Annotated in this window: 23 protein-coding genes; 16 read left to right on the forward strand and 7 right to left on the reverse strand. The window is 27.8% G+C overall.

What is annotated here, in order from left to right; genetic code table 11:
* Nucleotides 1–76 precede the first annotated feature (76 nt).
* The 7 genes from EIH23_RS04175 to EIH23_RS04205 are packed head-to-tail and all read left to right on the forward strand — an operon-like array spanning nt 77 to nt 6426.
* Nucleotides 77–1213: a (Fe-S)-binding protein gene (locus tag EIH23_RS04175; RefSeq protein ID WP_122638967.1), complete on the forward strand. Its 1137-nt coding sequence runs from the start codon at nt 77–79 to the stop codon at nt 1211–1213.
* Nucleotides 1214–1229: 16 nt separating this feature from the next.
* Complete coding sequence (locus EIH23_RS04180; protein ID WP_243113319.1) at nt 1230–1895, forward strand: TVP38/TMEM64 family protein; 666 nt, start codon at nt 1230–1232, stop codon at nt 1893–1895.
* Nucleotides 1896–1910: 15 nt separating this feature from the next.
* The gene (locus EIH23_RS04185; protein WP_122638969.1) at nt 1911–2495 is read left to right on the forward strand and encodes a CDP-alcohol phosphatidyltransferase family protein; all 585 of its coding nucleotides are present in this window, start codon (nt 1911–1913) and stop codon (nt 2493–2495) included.
* 10 nt (nt 2496–2505) lie between these two features.
* Nucleotides 2506–3723: an ABC transporter substrate-binding protein gene (locus EIH23_RS04190; protein WP_122638970.1), complete on the forward strand. Its 1218-nt coding sequence runs from the start codon at nt 2506–2508 to the stop codon at nt 3721–3723.
* A complete protein-coding gene (locus tag EIH23_RS04195) occupies nt 3716–4576 on the forward strand; it encodes an ABC transporter permease (RefSeq protein ID WP_122638971.1) in 861 nt (286 codons plus the stop codon). Before EIH23_RS04190 ends, EIH23_RS04195 begins: the two co-directional genes overlap by 8 nt.
* 8 nt (nt 4577–4584) lie before the next feature.
* Entirely contained in the window at nt 4585–5385 is an 801-nt protein-coding gene (locus EIH23_RS04200) for an ABC transporter permease (protein WP_164488980.1), read from the forward strand.
* A 21-nt stretch (nt 5386–5406) separates the two neighbouring features.
* Nucleotides 5407–6426: an ABC transporter ATP-binding protein gene (locus tag EIH23_RS04205; RefSeq protein ID WP_122638973.1), complete on the forward strand. Its 1020-nt coding sequence runs from the start codon at nt 5407–5409 to the stop codon at nt 6424–6426.
* 103 nt (nt 6427–6529) lie between these two features.
* Here the strand turns inward: EIH23_RS04205 and EIH23_RS04210 are convergent, their stop codons facing one another.
* Nucleotides 6530–6778 (reverse strand): TIGR03905 family TSCPD domain-containing protein, encoded by a 249-nt coding sequence (locus EIH23_RS04210; RefSeq protein ID WP_122638974.1) that lies wholly within the window; start codon nt 6776–6778, stop codon nt 6530–6532.
* Between the two features lie 134 nt (nt 6779–6912).
* Here EIH23_RS04210 and EIH23_RS04215 point away from each other — a divergent pair, with 134 nt between their 5' ends.
* Nucleotides 6913–7779: a YncE family protein gene (locus EIH23_RS04215; protein ID WP_122638975.1), complete on the forward strand. Its 867-nt coding sequence runs from the start codon at nt 6913–6915 to the stop codon at nt 7777–7779.
* Nucleotides 7780–7781: 2 nt separating this feature from the next.
* On the opposite strand, the gene EIH23_RS04220 is transcribed toward EIH23_RS04215, so the two are convergent.
* The 3 genes from EIH23_RS04220 to EIH23_RS16210 all read right to left on the reverse strand — a co-directional run bounded on the left by EIH23_RS04220 (nt 7782) and on the right by EIH23_RS16210 (nt 8987).
* A complete protein-coding gene (locus tag EIH23_RS04220; protein WP_122638976.1) occupies nt 7782–8318 on the reverse strand; it encodes a DUF4364 family protein in 537 nt (178 codons plus the stop codon).
* Nucleotides 8319–8483: 165 nt separating this feature from the next.
* Entirely contained in the window at nt 8484–8690 is a 207-nt protein-coding gene (locus tag EIH23_RS04225; protein ID WP_122638977.1) for an alpha/beta-type small acid-soluble spore protein, read from the reverse strand.
* A gap of 123 nt (nt 8691–8813) precedes the next feature.
* Entirely contained in the window at nt 8814–8987 is a 174-nt protein-coding gene (locus EIH23_RS16210) for a hypothetical protein (RefSeq protein ID WP_164488981.1), read from the reverse strand.
* 137 nt (nt 8988–9124) lie between these two features.
* Between EIH23_RS16210 and EIH23_RS04230 the strand changes: the two genes are divergently transcribed.
* The 8 genes from EIH23_RS04230 to EIH23_RS04265 all read left to right on the forward strand — a co-directional run bounded on the left by EIH23_RS04230 (nt 9125) and on the right by EIH23_RS04265 (nt 16631).
* A complete protein-coding gene (locus EIH23_RS04230) occupies nt 9125–9892 on the forward strand; it encodes a polysaccharide deacetylase family protein (RefSeq protein ID WP_122638978.1) in 768 nt (255 codons plus the stop codon).
* 88 nt (nt 9893–9980) lie between these two features.
* Nucleotides 9981–10619, forward strand: coding sequence for a single-stranded DNA-binding protein (locus EIH23_RS04235; RefSeq protein ID WP_122638979.1), 639 nt, complete (start codon nt 9981–9983; stop codon nt 10617–10619).
* Between the two features lie 90 nt (nt 10620–10709).
* On the forward strand, nt 10710–11279 hold the full coding sequence (locus tag EIH23_RS04240) for a class I SAM-dependent methyltransferase (RefSeq protein ID WP_122638980.1): 570 nt from the start codon (nt 10710–10712) through the stop codon (nt 11277–11279).
* 214 nt (nt 11280–11493) lie between these two features.
* Nucleotides 11494–13275, forward strand: coding sequence for a sigma-54 interaction domain-containing protein (locus tag EIH23_RS04245; RefSeq protein WP_122638981.1), 1782 nt, complete (start codon nt 11494–11496; stop codon nt 13273–13275).
* 204 nt (nt 13276–13479) lie between these two features.
* The gene (locus EIH23_RS04250) at nt 13480–14796 is read left to right on the forward strand and encodes an L-cysteine desulfidase family protein (protein WP_122638982.1); all 1317 of its coding nucleotides are present in this window, start codon (nt 13480–13482) and stop codon (nt 14794–14796) included.
* Nucleotides 14797–14865: 69 nt separating this feature from the next.
* Entirely contained in the window at nt 14866–15405 is a 540-nt protein-coding gene (gene hpt, locus EIH23_RS04255) for a hypoxanthine phosphoribosyltransferase (RefSeq protein ID WP_122638983.1), read from the forward strand.
* A gap of 87 nt (nt 15406–15492) precedes the next feature.
* On the forward strand, nt 15493–15897 hold the full coding sequence (locus EIH23_RS04260; protein ID WP_122638984.1) for a VOC family protein: 405 nt from the start codon (nt 15493–15495) through the stop codon (nt 15895–15897).
* 131 nt (nt 15898–16028) lie between these two features.
* Entirely contained in the window at nt 16029–16631 is a 603-nt protein-coding gene (locus tag EIH23_RS04265) for a DUF4397 domain-containing protein (protein WP_122638985.1), read from the forward strand.
* A gap of 79 nt (nt 16632–16710) precedes the next feature.
* Here EIH23_RS04265 and dapD read toward each other — a convergent pair whose 3' ends face one another.
* The 3 genes from dapD to dapA are packed head-to-tail and all read right to left on the reverse strand — an operon-like array spanning nt 16711 to nt 19091.
* Nucleotides 16711–17427 (reverse strand): 2,3,4,5-tetrahydropyridine-2,6-dicarboxylate N-acetyltransferase, encoded by a 717-nt coding sequence (dapD, locus tag EIH23_RS04270; protein WP_122638986.1) that lies wholly within the window; start codon nt 17425–17427, stop codon nt 16711–16713.
* 30 nt (nt 17428–17457) lie between these two features.
* A complete protein-coding gene (dapB, locus tag EIH23_RS04275) occupies nt 17458–18201 on the reverse strand; it encodes a 4-hydroxy-tetrahydrodipicolinate reductase (protein ID WP_122638987.1) in 744 nt (247 codons plus the stop codon).
* Nucleotides 18195–19091 (reverse strand): 4-hydroxy-tetrahydrodipicolinate synthase, encoded by an 897-nt coding sequence (gene dapA, locus EIH23_RS04280; protein ID WP_122638988.1) that lies wholly within the window; start codon nt 19089–19091, stop codon nt 18195–18197. The genes dapB and dapA overlap by 7 nt, the downstream gene beginning before the upstream one ends.
* Nucleotides 19092–19126 lie beyond the last annotated feature (35 nt).

A 19126-nucleotide genomic window follows, 5' to 3' on the forward strand; every position in this document is an offset into this window, starting at 1 on the left:
TCTTATGGATGGAGTATTAAAGCATAAATCTATGTTTTATACTGTCATCCTATTTTATATATAAGAGGTGTTTATAATGAAAAAAATAAACCTAAATAAAAAAACTTTAGAATTAGTAAAAGGTAAATATGATGATTGTATTAATTGTAAACTATGTTACAATAATTGTCCTATGATGAAGGAATATGGATCATCTCCCAAAAACATAATGAAAGATATATTAAATGAAGAATCAGTAAATAAGGATATACCTTACTCTTGTATGTTCTGTAATCTTTGTAAAGAGAAATGTCCAAAGGATATAGATTTGAAAGAAATGTACTTAGGAATTAGAAAAGATATAACTAGTAACAATAATAAGGAACTAAAATCTTTAGGGTATAATACAGTAAAATTTCATCAGATAAATAGCTTTTCACCATTGTTTTCAAGAAATTTTGTAACTAAAGATACTAAAAAAATATTTTTACCAGGATGCAGTTTATCTAGCTATAGTCCAGAAATAGTTATTAAGACTTTTGAGTATCTAAAAGATAGAATAGATAATATATCTTTAGCAGTAGAATGTTGTGGTAAACCAACACTAGCAATGGGGGATACTGATAAGTTTAAAAAATATTACTCTAAATTAGACAAGTTGTTTGAAAGTAATGATATAGATGAAGTTATAGTTGCATGTCCCAATTGTTTTGATACAATAAGAAACAGTAGTAAGAATATAAAAGTAACTACTTTATGGAGTGTGATTAAAGAATATAAAGTACCAAAAGAACTTAAATATTATTATAAAGACATAGATCTTGAATTCTCCCTTCACGATCCTTGTCCAATAAGAAAAGAACCTAAAATACATGAAGCAGTAAGAGAGATATTAAATGATTTAGGTGTGAAGATAATTGAATTTGATAAAAATAGAGAAAATAGTGAATGTTGTGGATCAGGAGCTATGGTTAGAGTAACTAACCCAGATATATCAATAAAACAAACTAAAAGAAGAGCTAATCAAGCAAAAACTGATACAGTAATTTCATATTGTGAATCCTGTTGTGAATCTATGATGTCTGTTGGAAAGAATTCACTTCACTTATTAGATTTTATTTTTAATAAAGATGTAATAAATAAAAGGTCATTTACTCAAGATAAAACATCAGTAATTCATAAATGGAAGATGAGATATAAAACTATACAAAATGGAAAAAGTAAAAAATTATAAGTATGGAGAAATTAAAGTGAAATATGATAAAAGGATATTAAAGATAACATTAGGAGTATTATTTTTAACTATAATAGGGATAGTTATTTATAAGATATGTAGTTTAAATTTAGGTGTAGAAGATATAAAAAACTACGTACAAAGTTTTGGTAAAATTGGACCAATTGTGTATATTATAATGTTTGCATTAGTACCACTTACATTCTTTCCAGATTCTGTACTAGCAATAGCTGGAGGGTTAATTTTTGGATTATTTAAAGGATATATATATACGGCTATAGGAGCATTAATTGGAGGAACTATATCTTTTTATATATCTAGATATTGGGGTAGAGAAATAATTAAAAAACTTACCAAAGAAAAATTAGATAATATAGAAGTTATGATAAATAATAAAGGATTTACAATTATATTTTTATTAAGATTAATACCACTATTTCCATTTGATGTTATAAGTTATGGAGCAGGTCTTACTTCTGTTAAGTATAAAGATTTTATATTAGCTACGTTCGTTGGAACGATTCCAGGGATATTAGTATTTACAAACCTAGGATCAGAAGCTGTGAATATGGGTAGTACAAGCTTTTATATATCAATAGCTTTATTAATACTTTTATTTGTGGTTTCTATATTCTTAAAAAATAAATTTATATCAAAAGAGTTAAAGAATAATACAAAGTAAAGCTAGGAGGAATAAATGTTAGATACACATGCTAGAAAATATGTTAATCCATTTATTGAAATGGGTGCAAAATTATTTTTGAATTTAAAAATGAGACCAAATCAAATTACAATGTTAGCTCTTTTATTAGGTATATCAACATCTATATTTATATATTTTGATAGGCCCTTATTAGGATTAGTAATACTTTGGATATCGGGGTATTTAGATGCAGTAGATGGTGCAATGGCTAGAAAAAGTAACTCTAGTTCATCATTTGGAACAGTGCTTGATATAGTATCTGATAGAATTGTTGAAGTAAGTATGATAATTGTATTTGGCATTAAGTTTATAGACGTAAGATTTAACTTACTTATATTAACAGCATCAATATTAATGTCAATGACTATATTCTTAACTGTTGGAGCTTGCTCAGAGAAGAAAGGAATGAAGTCATTTTATTACCAAGCTGGGGTAGCAGAAAGAACTGAAGGATTTATATTATTTTCACTTATGATATTACTACCACAGTACTTGGGGATAATTACTAATATATTTTCTGTATTAGTATTATTTACAGCTGGGCAAAGATTTTTCGAAGCCAAAAAAATATTAGATTAGGAGAATTAATATGAAAAGGAAATTATTAAGTTTATTATGTGTAGTGCTAGCAATAGCTGTTAGTTTAGTAGGATGTACAAGTAAAACATCTACAGACAAGAATATAAGTATTTTAGATAGTAATTATGATGAGATTTTAGAAAAAGCTAAGGGTACTACTGTTACTTTCTATGGATATGGTGGAAATGAAGTAATGAATAAATGGTTTGATAGTTATGTAGTAGACCAAATGAAGGAACAATACGATATAACAGTAAAAAGAGTAGGTATGAATATAGATGAAATACTAAATCAATTACTATCAGATAAACAAGCTAATAATAATGATGGTTTAATAGATGTAGTTTGGATAAATGGAGAAAACTTTAAGACAGCTAAGGAAAGTAATTTATTATTAGGTTCATTTGTAGGAAAGCTTCCAAACTTTAATGACTATGTAGATACTGCATCAGAAGATGTTACTACAGATTTTGGTACAGAAGTAGGTGGAATGGAAGCACCATGGGGGAAATCTCAATTTGCAATAGCTGTTAATTCTGATAAAATAACTCAAACTATAACAGATACACAATCTTTAAAAGAAGCTATAACAGCTAACCCAGGTAAATTTACATATCCAGCATTACCTGATTTTACAGCGAGTGCTTTTGTTAGAAATGTAATATACGACATAGTAGGTTATGAAAATGTTGCAAACTTACCAGAAGATAAAGAAAAAGTAAAAGAAGCTATACAACCTGCTATAGATTATTTAAATGAGATAAAGCCTTATTTATGGAATGAAGGAAAAACATATCCATCAACTACATCTCAATTAGATAATATGTATTCAGATAATGAAGTCTACTTTACTATGACATATTCTCCAAATTCATTAAATGGAAGAATGGAAACAGGTGAACTTAGCAGTACTACAGAAATAATAGAGTTTAAAAATGGAAATTTAAGTAATACCCACTTTTTAAGTATACCATTTAATTCTCCTAATCAAGCTGGAGCGATGGTATTAATAAACTTTTTAATGAGTGTAGATGCTCAAGCTTCAAAGACTTTCACTGAAAACTGGGGAGATACAACCGTTTTAGATATGAATAAAGTTTCAGATAGTGAAAAGTCAGAGTTTAGTGAAGATAGTATAACAATAAGTAATTCAGTCCCAGAACTAAGTGCAGGTATGGTACCTATAATAGAAGAAATATGGACTGAAGAGGTGTTAGAAAGTGAATAAAAATCTAAAGCCATATTTACTCATAGCACCTTCTGGAATCATATTAGCGTCTATTATGATTGTTGGAATATATAATTGTATAGTACAGAGCTTAGGATATTTTCCACAGATAGGTATGAATAGTATAACTTTAGATTATTATAAAGAGATTTTAGGAGAGGCAACTTTCTTAAAATCTCTTCTCTTTAGTATGAAAACTTCATTAATTTCAGCTTTATTATCAGTTTTAATAGGAGTTATACTAGCGTATTTATTATGCCAAGATAAATATTCAAATTTCAGAACATATATATTAAATATACCAGTTATAGTACCTCATATAATCGTAGTTATATTGATAATATTCATATTCTCTAAGACTGGTATAATATCTAGAATACTTTTTAACTTAGGAATAATAAATGATTCATCTCAGTTTTTGAATTTAATATCAGATAAAAATGGAATAGGAGTAATATTGGTTTACTTATGGAAGGGAACGCCTTATGTTATTCTTACAACTTATAATATACTAAAAAATATAAGTGGAAAATTAGAATTAGTAGCATTAAATCTAGGTGCAAGTAAGTTTCAAAGTTTTATATATATAATTTTGCCTCTATCAATGTCAACTATAGTTTCATCATTTATAATATTATTTGCATTTTCTTTTGGATCATATGAAGTTCCATTCTTAATAGGACCAAGTACACCTAAAGCTCTATCAGTATATTCATATGTTAATTATATAAGCTCAGATTTAAGAAAAAGATCTTTAGCTATGGCTATAAATACGATTTTATCCTTAATAAGTTTTGTTTTGTTAATAATATATAATAAAATATTTTATAAAATATATAGATACAAATTATAGGTGAAATGATGAAAAGAAATATAAGAAAATTAATTATAGATATTCTCTTAATATCAATTATAACTCCAATATTTATATTAGGAGTATGGTGCTTTACAAATAGTTGGACTTATCCAGATTTGCTACCAAAAACTTATTCAATTAGGGGATTTGAATATATACTAAATAAATCAAATTTAAAGATTCTAGTTAATAGCATATTAATATCACTAGTTATTGTATTTATTACAATTATAATAAGTATACCATCTGCAAAGGCAATAGCTATATATAATTTTAAAGGAAAAAGATTATTCGAGCTATTAATATTATCACCTATTATAATACCAATGGTATCTGTGGCAATGGGAATACATATTACATTTATAAGAATGAAAATAGCAAATACATTAGTTGGTGTAATAATAATAAATATAATTCCTTGTATACCATATGCTGTGAGAATTATAGGTGATGTTTATAAATTAGTAGGTAATAAACTTGAAATTCAAGGACAATTACTAGGAGCAAATAAGTTCAATGTATTTAGATATATTACATTACCATTAATAATGCCTGGAATAATAGGCGCAAGTAGTATGTGCTTTATAATATCATTTAGTCAATATTTTTTAACTATGCTTATAGGTGGAGGTAATATAATAACTTATCCAATGATAATGTTTCCGTATATACAAAGTGGAGATAGGAATATATCAGCCTTATACAGTATAGTGTTTTTAATTGTAAGTATAATGCTACTTATATTAATAGAAAAGCGAATAAAGAAGTATTACATGAATAATGAAGAAACTACATATTTAATATAGATAAAACCTAAGGAGAAAGATATGTCACATGTTAATCTAATAAATTTGAATAAAAGTTTTGATAAAGTGAATGTACTTAAAAATATAAACTTAGAAATAAATGAAGGAGAAATAATATCTTTATTAGGTCCATCAGGATGTGGAAAGAGTACAACACTAAAAATAATAGCTGGAATCTTAGAACTAGATGAAGGCGATATTTTATTTGATGGGGCTAGTGTAAAAAATATACCGACTGGCAAAAGAGATGCAGCAATAGTATTCCAAGATTACTTATTATTTCCTCATATGAATGTTTTTGAAAACATAGAGTTTGGATTAAAAATGAAAAAAGTAAAAAAGGAAGCAAGAGTTAAGAAAGTACAAGAATTAGTAGAATTAGTAAAGCTAAACGATTATAAAAGTAAATACCCATCAGAGTTATCTGGAGGACAACAGCAAAGAGTAGCTATAGCTAGAACGCTTGCTATAAGTCCTAAGGTATTGTTATTAGATGAACCATTTTCTAATTTAGATATAAGTTTAAGAAATGAAATGAGGGATTTTGTATTAAACTTACAAAAAAAATTAGAAATAACGACAATCTTAGTAACTCATGACAAAGAAGAAGCTTTAATGATGAGTGATAAAGTAGCAGTAATGTTAGATGGAGAAATAAAGCAGTATGATACACCAAGTAATCTTTATGAAAATCCAAATAGTAAAGAAGTTGCAAATATATTTGGAGATAGAAATTACTTACAAGGAAAAATAAAAAATAATAAATTTATAAGTAATTCAGTAGAATTAAACTTAAAAGATGTAAAAGATATAAATAATGTAGAATTAATGATACCTCAAGAAAGTATAAAATTGTTAAACAGAGATTCAAAAGAAGGAATAGAAGGGAAGATAATAAAACGAAAGTATGCAGGAGAAAAAACATATTATGATGTAAAAGTAAATGAAACAATTTTAAAATCATCAAGTGATAATAACTTCTATAAAGAAGGTGATATTATAAAGGTAGAAATTAAAACCCAAAATATAGTTTTATTCTAATCAACAAAAAGTTTGTTATCATTTAAGAATAGTTTAAGTGATAACAAACTTTTTCGATATTATATACATATACGTGTAAATATTTAAATTATTATCTATCTACTTACTTAAGTGCCTCTTTTAAAGCTTTAGATAGCTGATCTGGACAAGAAGTTGATTTACCACCACAAGTTATGTTCTCTAATCTTTTAGCAACATCACTAGCATCTTGATTCATTACTAATTGCTTTATTCCGATTAGGTTTCCTGGACAGCCACCTATAAAATCAACATCAACTATTTTATTATTATCATCTAACTCAAATATCATTTCTTTGCAGCATACACCACTTGGATTAAAAGAAAATCTCATAACACTATCTCCTTAATAAATATAATTATTATAAAAATAATAATACCAATATAAGTTAAATAAAGCAATGAATAATCCTAACAAATGAATAATATATTATTATATAATACGTAGGTTATGGAAGGGGGGATTTTTTGAAGATATATATATCTAATTATCTATCTAAGAGTATAAGTATAATAGATTATTACACCCTTGAAGTAGAGAAGGTAATAAATTTAGAAGAGAGTATTTATCCACATCATTTTTGTATAGATAAAGAAAAAAATTTAATTTATATACCTAGTTCAAGTAATGGAATAATTTATATTTATGACTTAAATAATGATAATATTTTAGATACAGTTTCTGTCGGCGGAAATTTAAGTCAAGTAATACTATGTAATAAAGAAGTATTTATATCTAATGAAGATTCAGATAGTATATACTTTTTAGATCGAGAGACATTGACTCCTGTTGGGGTTATAAATTTAGAACACACACCTCATGGATTAGATTTTGATGAAGTTTCAAAAAAAATATATGTATCCTGTATAAATTCAATTGTATGTATAGATGTAGATAGAAAGCAAATAGATAAGCAAATGAATATAAGTTCTAAAGCATGGCATCTTAAAATTAATAAAGAAAGCAATCATATATATATATCTACTTTAGATGGAAAGGTTATGATAATAGATTTAAAAAGCATGGAAATAAGAAAAGTACTAAATGATTTTTTATTGCCTCTTGAAATTAGATTTAATTATAAAAATAAAAGAGTATATATAGCAGATTTAGCATATAAAAATATAAAAATATTAGATTTTTATACAGGTAAATATATTGCTAATATAAGTGTAGATGGAACACCACAAGGATTAGAAATTTCAAATGATGGTAATTTTTTATTTGTATCAGATAGTCAAAATAACATGATTAAGGTTTATAATTGTATTACGAATCAGTTAATAAAAGAAATTAAAGTTGGAAAAGAGCCTACAAGCATAGTGTGTATGTAGGCTTAATGATTGTTTCGTATTAGTAAGTCTATAACTTCTGCATACATATCTGATGCATTATTCTTCCAATTATTACAAATAAGCTGAGCTTGTTTTTCAGAAGAAACATTTAAATTTAAATCTATTAAATTACATTGATTTTCAATTACTCTTAAATTAACTATAAATTCATTATCGCTTTGTTTAACAAAACTAGACTTAACTTGAGTATCAGCTAGCAAACTTTCTTTGTTAGATAATAAGTATTCATCAACTTTTCTAGTAGAATTCTCAGGTATCCTAGATAAAAAATATTCCAATGTTTCAATCCCTTTTTGTGTGAGAGAGTAATATTCTCTATCAGAGTCTTTATATGTAATTAAAAACTTAGATTCCATAAGTTGAGATAGAAGTTGTTGTAATGAAAAATAATTCATCATTTCAGTTTCTAAAACAACTTGGGTTATTTGAGAATTAGTTAAATCCATATTAATCCTATCTAAAATATATAAAATTAATAGCTTATGATAAGCTAACTCTTCAGATGAGTTTTCAAACATAATATCATCCTCCGTAAAACTATTTCTATATACTATATTAAACCAAAATATATAAAATTAAAAGTACAATTTACTTAATATTTAATTTCGTATAAAACAAACAAAAAGGCTACCGAAAAATTTGGTAGCCTTACTTTTAACTAACTATAAAAATTTACTATAGGCTTATTTGCCTGCCATTTGTTGCTCAGCCATTTCAACTAATTTCTTAGTCATATATCCACCTACGTAACCATTTTGTCTAGCAGTTAAGTTACCTTTATCTATGTTTTCGTAGTTAGATAAACCTATTTCGTTAGCTATTTCTAATTTCATTTGATTTAAAGCAGCTTTCGCTTCAGGTACGACTGTTTTGTTATTAGTATTTGACATAGTAAATTTCCTCCTTAGTTGTCATTTACAACACATTTAATTGTGTTGTTACTAGTATTTTGACCAGATTGAAATTTTATATACTGTAAAAATAAGTTAATTTATATATTAATGTATTTAGGCTTATTCATATATTTTATGGTTCATTTTTATTTTTTTATCTTTTCTAATACCTTCATAAAGTCCATGAGGTTCCCTAGTATAACTATTATTAATATTACTAGTGACAGTGTTAACAGTTGCTTTTAGGCTTTCTTTTGCTTGAATATTTTTTAAAGAATTTTTTATGTCTGCCATAATTACACCACCTTAATTATTTATTTTATTTCTTAATTCTAAATTGCCCAAATAATAAATTTATCTTTGTAGTAATTTTTTGAAATAAAAGAAAATAAGTTTTAAATATAGGATTATATATATAAAGGAGGTGTGATATGGGTTTAAGATGGAAAAGAACTAAGGCCTTCTTTTTAAGTATAACTTTTTTTTTATTAGCATTATTATCAGTATTTGCCTTAGTTTTTGGAATTAAGTACATATGTAATATAAGTGATGATGCAAATATGCCTATATATAGTGTTGACACAGATGAAAAAAAAATAGCTATAACTTTTGATGTTGCATGGGGAAGTGAAAATATAGATGAAATATTAGAGGTATTAGATAAGCACAATATAAAGGCGACATTCTTTTTAGTTGGAAGCTGGATAGATGATAATAAGAATACAGTTAAGCTAATAAGTGAAAAGGGTCATGAAATAGGAAATCATTCAAATACTCATCCTAATATGAAAGAAACACCTGATGAAGATATTATGAATGAGATAGAAATCACATCAGAAAAAATATCTAATATAACAGGACAAAGAGTAACATTATTTAGACCACCATTTGGAGAGGTTACTGATGAAGTGATGGAAGTTTGTAAATCTTTAGATTATACAGTTATAAAATGGGATGTAGATTCACTAGATTGGAAGGGAATAAGCGCAGATCAGATAACAGAGAGAGTATACAAAAGTGTTCAACCTGGATCAATAGTTTTATTTCATGCGAGTTCTAGTAACGTAAAGGAATATCTAGATACTGCTATTACTCAACTTGAAAAAAACGGATATGGTATTTGTAAAGTATCAGATTTAATTTATAAAGATAACTATACTATAAACTCTTCGGGAGTCCAAAAGTCAAAAGAGAATTAATGTAATAAATTTAAGTAGTTATAAATATATTTATTATATAAGATTGAGATAAAATAATAGAATTAACAATTGTGGGAGGATAAATAATATGATAGATATAAAGGATGACACTAATGTAGTATACCTAAGAGGAGAAATGGACGATAATTTAGACTTTAGTCATGAAATCTTTGGGGAAAAGTTTTATAATACAAAAATAAAAATAAATAGATTAAGCGAATCTTATGACATACTACCATTAACTATATCAGAAAGATTATTACAAGATGTTGATATAAAAAATAATAATTTAGTAAATGTTATAGGTCAACTTAGATCTTATAATAAAAATATTGATAATAAAAACAGATTGGTTTTGACTGTGTTTGTTAGAGAATTAAAGCAATCTGAAGAAGAAAATAAGGATCCAAATAGTATATTCTTAGATGGGTATATATGCAAAGAACCTATATATAGAAAAACACCTTTAGGAAGAGAAATTACAGATCTGTTAGTTGCAATAAATAGACCATATAATAAATCTGATTATATTCCATCTATTGTATGGGGTAGAAATGCGAAATTTGCCAAGACCCTAAAAGTTGGTGATAGGGTACAGATGTGGGGACGAGTTCAAAGTAGAGAATATGAGAAAAAGGTTGAAAATGGAGATCCTATCAAAAAAGTAGCTTATGAAGTATCTATATCTAAAATTAAAAAATTATCTGAAAATAATGCTCAAGAATAAATACTTCTATTTATGTATTGAATAGTTGCTCATGATTTATTATAATCTATTTTATGATAAATTTTGAGAAAAGATAAGAGGGGGAGCACTGTGAAGAGCGCATTATATCATGACTATGAGCCAAACTCAGACCGAATTGAAGAATCAGACGACATAACATGTTTTTTGGATACGATTAAATATGATATAGGAGACAAGATACTGCTTGTTGGAGATGTAGGCAACTTAGGCAAAAAACTTAGGATGCTGGGTGTTAACGTAACGATATTAGAACATAGTAACTATCAAGATGTATGTCCATCTTTAGTGAATAATGAGAACTGTACTGTTGTAAGAGGTGCACTAGAATATATGCCTTTTAATGATAGTTTCTTTGATAAAGTTATAGTGTTAGATCACTTTAACCATACCAGCAACTGTAAAAAGGCATCACATGAGATACGTAGAGTTTTAAAGAAGAAGGGCGAGCTTATTCTAGAAGACCACAACTTAAAAAACTTGAAAGTAAAGTTAAAATATTTTAAGCATAGGCTTCTAGGAGAAAATGTACACTATAATTATCCACAAGAAATACTTAATTTATTTTCAAAATTAAATTTTGAAGGTGCTCTCAAGGAAATAAAGGATGAAAGATACATTTATATAGGAAAAATGAAATAAATGAATTAAAATATAATTGTGAATAAAAATACTAAAGACTAGGTTATCCTGGTCTTTTATTATAGGAGAGAATAATAGGTATGAATATAAATTTTACACTAATAGTAGTAGTCATGTTGTTTGTAATACTTATGTCAATTCAATTTACGCTAAATAAGATATATGTGACATTAAAGGAAATAAAGGAATTGATACGTCTAAAGAAAAATAAGGAATGATAAAAATGAATAGCTTAGAGTATATAAAGGATGAAATTCAAAACATAGCAGAAGCTATACTTTCAGTTCTGAATATAGAGGTGACTATAGTAGATGAAAGTTTAATTAGGATAGCTGGAACAGGAAGATACTTAAACAAGATAGGAGAACGAATTGATGGATACTCTGCATTTAAAAAATCTTTACAAGAACAAGTATCAATTGTTATAGATGATCCTCATATTAGTAAGGTATGCATAGTATGTGATAATAATCAATTTTGTAAGGAGTATGCAGAGGTTTGTTGTCCTATCACATTAGATGGGCATTCATATGGAGTTATTGGTCTTATAGCATTTAATGAAGAGCAAAAAGAAAGAATAATGCATAATATCGAAGGTCTTTTAAATTTTCTAGGAAAGATGGCAGATTTAATTTCTAACAAATTAAAAGCTCAAATTAAAACTGAAGAGCTAGAATTAGAAAAGAAAAAACTTGAAATATTAATTGATAGTATGGACAAGGCTATCGTTTCTATAGATGTAAATGGTAAAATAGATAAGTATAATTCTAAATTCAAGGAATTTTTTGAACTTGATAGTTATGATATAGAAAATAAAAATATTGATGAAATATTAAATTTTGTAAATAACTCTCTTAATAAAGATTTTAGGGCATATAAGTCAGGCATGTTTTTTTACCATAAAAATAGACGTAATTTAAAGGGGATATATAACATAAATAAGATTATAGTAAAAGAAAATTTAAAAGGTTATGTAATTGATTTTATAGACAAAAGAGAAGCTATAAAAAACTATAATAAGATAAACAATGACTATAAGATAATGTTAGATAATATTATTGGAGATAGCGATATAATAAGTAATATTAAAAAAGAAGCTTTAGTAGCATCTAAATCTAATTCTACAGTTTTAATAACTGGAGAAAGTGGTACAGGAAAAGAGTTATTTGCTAGAGCTATACATAATCATAGTTATAGATGTGAAAATCCTTTTATAGCAGTTAATTGCGCAGCTATACCAGATAACCTTTTAGAGAGTGAGCTATTTGGATATGAAGAAGGTGCATTTACAGGAGCTAAAAAAGGTGGAAAATTAGGTAAGTTTGAATTGGCTCATAATGGAACAATTTTTTTAGATGAAATAGGAGATATGAGCTTACATCTTCAAGCAAAATTACTGAGAGTGTTACAAGAAAAAGAGCTTGATAAGATAGGTGGAAAATCAAATGTATCTATAGATGTAAGAATTATAGCTGCAACTAATAAAGACTTAGAAAAAATGGTATCTAAGGGAAGCTTCAGAGAAGACTTATACTATAGATTAAATGTTATACCAATACATTTACCAAGTCTTAGAGAACGAAAGGAAGATATTCCTTTACTTATAAATTATACAATTAAAGAATATGCAAAAAAGCTAGGTAAGGATGTAGAGTCAATTGACAATAATGCATTACAAGTAATGATTGATTACAAGTGGCCTGGAAATATAAGAGAGCTACAAAATATAATAGAATACAGTATTAATATGTCGACATCTTCCATTATAACTTTAGATGTGATTCCTCAGAAAATAAAAGCAAGACGTATAGATAAATTTATAAAAGAGAATACTACAATAAATACATTAGAAATGCTAGAAAAAAATGAAATTATTAAAGCTTTAAATAAATATAAAGATTATAAAAAAGATAAAGAATTAGTCGCTAAATCTTTGGGTATATCTAGAGCCACTTTATATAGAAAGTTAGAAAAATATAATATAGTCTCAAAATGATACAAATTCTCATTTTGAGACTATATTTTTTTATTTTGAGACTATATTTGTTGAAAAATATTATATATATAAAAACTAATAAAATTTCTAAGTACAAAATCAAGTATATACCTTAATTATAAAAAATTAATAAAATTTTAAAAGTTGGCATGAAAAATGCTGTATATAAATGTATAATAAAATTTATTAGGAGGTTATATTATTATGAGAGATATAAGAAATAATTTAATAAATATATTAATGGAAGAAGTTAAGCCGGCGCTAGGATGTACTGAACCAGTAGCAGTAGCTTTAGCTTGTGCAAAAGCAAAAGAATTACTAGGAGAAGAAATTGTTAGCAATAAAATATTATTAAGTCCAAATGTTTATAAAAATGGTATGTGTGTTGGAATACCAGGGACAGATAGATTAGGATTAAAGATATCAGCAGCTATGGGGTTATTAGGTGGACATTCAGAAAATGGTCTTCAAGTTCTAGAAACTTTAGATAGCACTCAAGTAAAGGCTGCAGAAGATTATATGGATAATAATCCAATAGATATATCACCATTAGATACAGATGAGAAAGTTTATATAGAGGTTATTTTAAAAGGAAAAAATCATAGTGTAAAAGTTGTAATAAGAAATAAACATGATAATTTTATATATTTAGAAAAAGACGGGCAAATTATATTAAATAAAGAAGAACTAACAGAAGAAGTAAAAGAAGAATCGATAACAATCGATAAACAAGAAAACATAATGGATAGTATAACTATAAAAGAATTGGTTGAAAATATTGAAAAGCTTAATTTTGAAGATATAAAGTTTTTATTAGATGGTATATCTATGAATGAGGAGATAGCGAAAGTTGGATTAGAGGGAAAAGTTGGAATTGGTGTAGGTTATGGTATGAAAAAATCCATGGAGGAAGGTATTCTAGGTGATGATTTAATGAACCAAGCTATGATGATAACGGCAGCTGCATCAGATGCAAGAATGGCTGGTGTAAAAATGCCAGTTATGAGTTCTAATGGAAGTGGAAATCATGGATTAACAGCAATACTTCCAATCGTAGCGTATAATAGAAAGTTTCCAAAGTCTGAAGAAGAGTTAGCTAAGGCTTTAGCAATATCTCATTTAGTAACAGCATATGTTAAAAACTTTACAGGTAGATTATCTGCAGTTTGTGGTTGTGGAGTAGCTGCATCAACAGGAGCAACAGCAGCAATATCATGGTTAATGAGTAAAGATATAAGTCAAATTGAAGGTGCTATAGAAAATATGGTGGCAAATTTAAGTGGAATGATTTGTGATGGAGCAAAAGCTGGTTGTGCATTAAAACTAGCATCAGCAGCATCTGCAGCTGTTCAAAGTGCAATAATAGCGAAACAAGGGTGTTATGTACCACCTATGAATGGAATTGTAGGTTCTAGAGTTGAACAAAGTATAAAGAACTTAGGTAAAGTAAGTGATAAGGGTATGTCAACTACTGATAAAGTTATAATAAAGGTAATGGATGAGATGAATAAGTTAAATTAAATCCTCCTTGCAAAAGAAGCTAATCTCCTATAAAATGGATTTATCATTATTACAAGTGGAGGTTACATTATGGATATAGCAACTAAGAAATGGGAAGTTTTATGTTCTGAAGAACAAATAAACGAAAGATTAAAAGAGCTTGGAGCTCAAATATCAGAAGATTATAAGGATAAAAACTTATTAGTAGTATCACTATTAAAGGGAAGTTTTATATTCTGTGCGGATCTAGTTAGACAAATAAGTGTTCCAGTTAGAATAGAGTTTATGACAACAGCAAGTTATGGACATGGTGAAGAGAGTTCAGGAACTGTAAATGTAGTATCAGATGTAAAGGCAGATTTATCTGGATACGATGTTTTAGTTGTAGATGATATAACAGATAGTGCTCTTACTATGGACTTTGTTATAAAGCATTTAAGTGGAAAAAATCCTGCTAGTATAAAATCTTGTGTATTATTAGATAAGCCAAGTAGAAGAAAAGTAGAATTAGTACCTGATTATTGTGGATTTGAAATAGAAGATAAGTTTGTTGTTGGTTATGGACTAAACTATGGTGATTACTATAGAAATGTACCATATGTATTTAACGTAACAAACGAAGATAGATAGGTATGTCTGGAGGTTTTGTGTTCGCTGGGATTAACGAACACAAAACCTCTTTTTGGTTGAAATGTTTAAAATAAAGGAGATATTATGATGAGCAAAAGAGTTATGCATCATGTTTGTATTCAGACTGAGGATTATGAGAAATCTTTGGCGTTTTATAGAGATGTTATGGAGTTTGAAGTTGTTCAGGTTAGTGAAGGTTTTCATGGTAGAGATTTTAATACTTGGCTTAAATTTGGAGAATTCATGATAGAACTTCAAACTGCTAAGAATGGTGAGTCTCTTAATAAGTGGAGTTCTAAAAATGAGGGAATCGTTCATATGTGTTTTTTAGTGGATAATATTGATGAAGAATATAATAGAATTATAGATATGGGTTATGATAATTTTAAGGTTAAAAATGGAGAGATTATTTATAATGTAGAAGGTTGTAAATTGTTCAAAATTAAAGCACCAGAAGGTACAGAAATAGAAATTAGAGATACAAATATATAATAAAAATAAAAACGCCTCTTATATAAATTAAGAAGTATACCTTAGTTATATGTGGAGGCTTTAATTGTATCAAAAACATTATAAACTAAATATGATAATAGTAGTACTATATTTAATAGGGGGTTGATATTGTGAGAGATTGGAATTTAAAGTATTCATTGATTAGAATGCTTCATGCTGTGCCAGAAGGGGATAGAGTAGATATATATATAAATAATATGCCTTTTTATAAAAACTTAGCTTTTACTGAATTTAGTCCGTATGTATATGTACCGGAAGGCAATTATACTGTAACTGTGTATCCTATTGATACTCAAGAGAACCCTATAATAAATGAAAAAATAGATGTAAAAGTAGGGGAATTAGCAACAATTGCTATTAGTGGTAGTGAAAATGATGTAATATTAATTCCTGTGGTAGAAGAGGCTGAGGTTGTAGAGGGGAATAATGCTAAAATTAGAGTTGTACACTTAGTTCCAAATGGACCATCAGTTAATATTGAAGTAAATGGACAAAATTTATATAGTAATGTGGAATTTAGAGAAGTAACTCCTTATGTAACTGTTTTGGCAGGTGAATATGTAGTTAATATAGAAGAATCTGAAGAGGGAAAAATAATATTAAAAAATAAGGTAATATTAAATGCTGGAAGGATATATACGTTTTATGCTGTAGGAAATTTACCAAATGCGGAAGTAATCCAATCTTTAGATGGAGCTACATTTATGAATTAAAACAATATAAAAAGCTATAAACAATAGATATGAGTCTAATTGTTTATAGCTTTTATCATTTAGGCTGGTAAATGATATATTAATCTAATTTCCTTAAATCACTTAATATTTGTGTTTTAGATGAAGTTTTTTCATCCTTAAATTTTAATAATTTAGCAGGTGAACCAGCAACTACTGTATTAGGTTCGACATCTTTTGTAACAACAGAACCCGCAGCTACAACAGCACCTTTACCTACTCTTACACCCTCTAAAATAACACAGTTAGCACCAATAACAACATCATCCTCTATTACTACTGGAGTAGCAGAAGGTGGTTCTAAAACACCTGCTACAACAGAACAAGCTCCTAGATGAACATTTTTACCTATTATGCCTCTTGCTCCGATTACTGCATTCATATCTACCATAGAACCTTCACCTATAACAGCTCCTATATTAACAACAGCTCCCATCATAATAACTGCATTTTTACCGATAGTAACCATATCCCTTATAAGTGCACCTGGTTCAATTCTTGCTTCTTCATGTAAATAGTTATACATAGGGATAGCAGAGTTTCTTCTATCATATTCTATATGAATATCGTCAATATGGTTTTTTATACTTTCAAGCTCATTCATTATAACATTATAATCTCCGATTAAAGTATAAGAACCATTACCTCCAAAAACTTTAAATTTATCGTTTCTTTTTAAACGTAAAAGCTTACCAGTAATATATATTTTTACAGGTGTTTGCTTTTCTGAGTCCTTTATAAATCTTGCAATTTCATAAGCATCATTTAAATTTATCATAAGTTGAATTCCCCCTTGATTATGTCTTAATTAAAATATATTATCCATGTTATAGTATCCAGGATCTTGATTAGCTAAAAATTTAGCAGCAGTAATAGATCCTTTTGCAAATATGTCCTTAGATTGGGCCGTATGCTTTATTTCAAGAACTTCATCATGACCAGCAAATATTACGTCATGTTCACCAACAATAGTTCCACCTCTAATAGCGTGTATACCTATTTCATTTTCTTTTCTTTTAGCTTCACGCCCATATCGCCCATATTTATTTTCTGACATTGGTAAAACCTCTTTAATAGAGTTAGCTATCATTACAGCGGTACCGCTTGGAGCATCTACCTTTTTATTATGGTGTTTTTCGATTACTTCTATATCAAAATCACTTAGTGCTTTAGCAGCCTGTTTTACTAATCTTAGTAATACATTAACTCCTAAAGACATGTTATAAGAGTGAAATATAGGTATAGCTTTAGATGCATTATAAATCTTATCAAACTCTTCATCATTATAACCTGTAGTAGCTATAACTAGTGGAGTTTTAGTTTTTAATGCATAACTTAAAACTTCATCTAAAGCTAAGTGATGTGAGAAATCTATTATAACATCAGCATTTTCACTAACATAGTCAAAAGAAGAGTATGCTTTAAATCCTAAATCATTGTTATTTTGAGGAGAAACCCCACAAACTAATTCTAAATTAGAGTCCTCATTAACACAGTTAGCCAAAACTCTTCCCATTTTTCCACTACATCCATTTATTATTACTTTTAGCATGTTCCCTCCTGTAATTTTAGTCCACAATTGACTAATTGTTGCTTTAGAACTTCTACATTTTTAGGATCCATTTCAGCAAGAGGCAGTCTTAAACCACCAACCTCGAATCCAAGTAAATTAGCAGCTGTTTTTACTGGAACAGGATTTACCTCTATAAATAAAGCATCTATAAGAGGTTTCATTCCAAGTTGAAGTTCTCTAGAACCATTTATATCTCCTTCAAAGAATTTATAAACTAAATCATGAGTTTCTTGAGGACAAATATTAGCCAGTACTGATATTACACCATGGCCTCCAAGAGATAATAATGGTAATATAGTATCATCATTACCAGAGTAAACAGCGAAATCTTTTGGAACTAATCTACAAACTTCAGCAACTTGAGCTAAGTTTCCGCTAGCTTCCTTTATACCAACTATGTTTTTAACCTGAGCAAGTTCAGAAACCATACTAGGAGCAAGATTGACACCAGTTCTGCTAGGAACGTTATACATTATTATAGGTATATTAACGCTAGAGGCTATAGTTTCAAAGTGTTTTTTTATTCCAGATTTATTTCCTTTATTATAATAAGGTGTTATAACTAAAAGAGCATCTGCTCCAAATTTCTCAGCTTGTTGACACATATAAATAGAGTGAATAGTATCATTTCCACCAGTGCCAGCTATGATAGGTATTCTTTTATTAGCCTTATCTATAACATATTTTATAACAGCAAGATGCTCTTCATCATCAAGAGTACTAGCTTCACCTGTAGTACCACAAGCAACTATAGCATCTGTATTATTTTCTATATGAAATTCAACTAATTCACCAAGTTTTTCATAGTTAACTCTACCATTCTCATCAAATGGAGTAATTAAAGCAACTGCAGATCCTTTAAATATCATAACGATATCCCCCTTAAAATATAAAAATTAAAAAT

This window comes from Romboutsia sp. Marseille-P6047 (assembly GCF_900604535.1).
Taxonomy (GTDB): Bacteria; Bacillota; Clostridia; order Peptostreptococcales; family Peptostreptococcaceae; genus Romboutsia_E.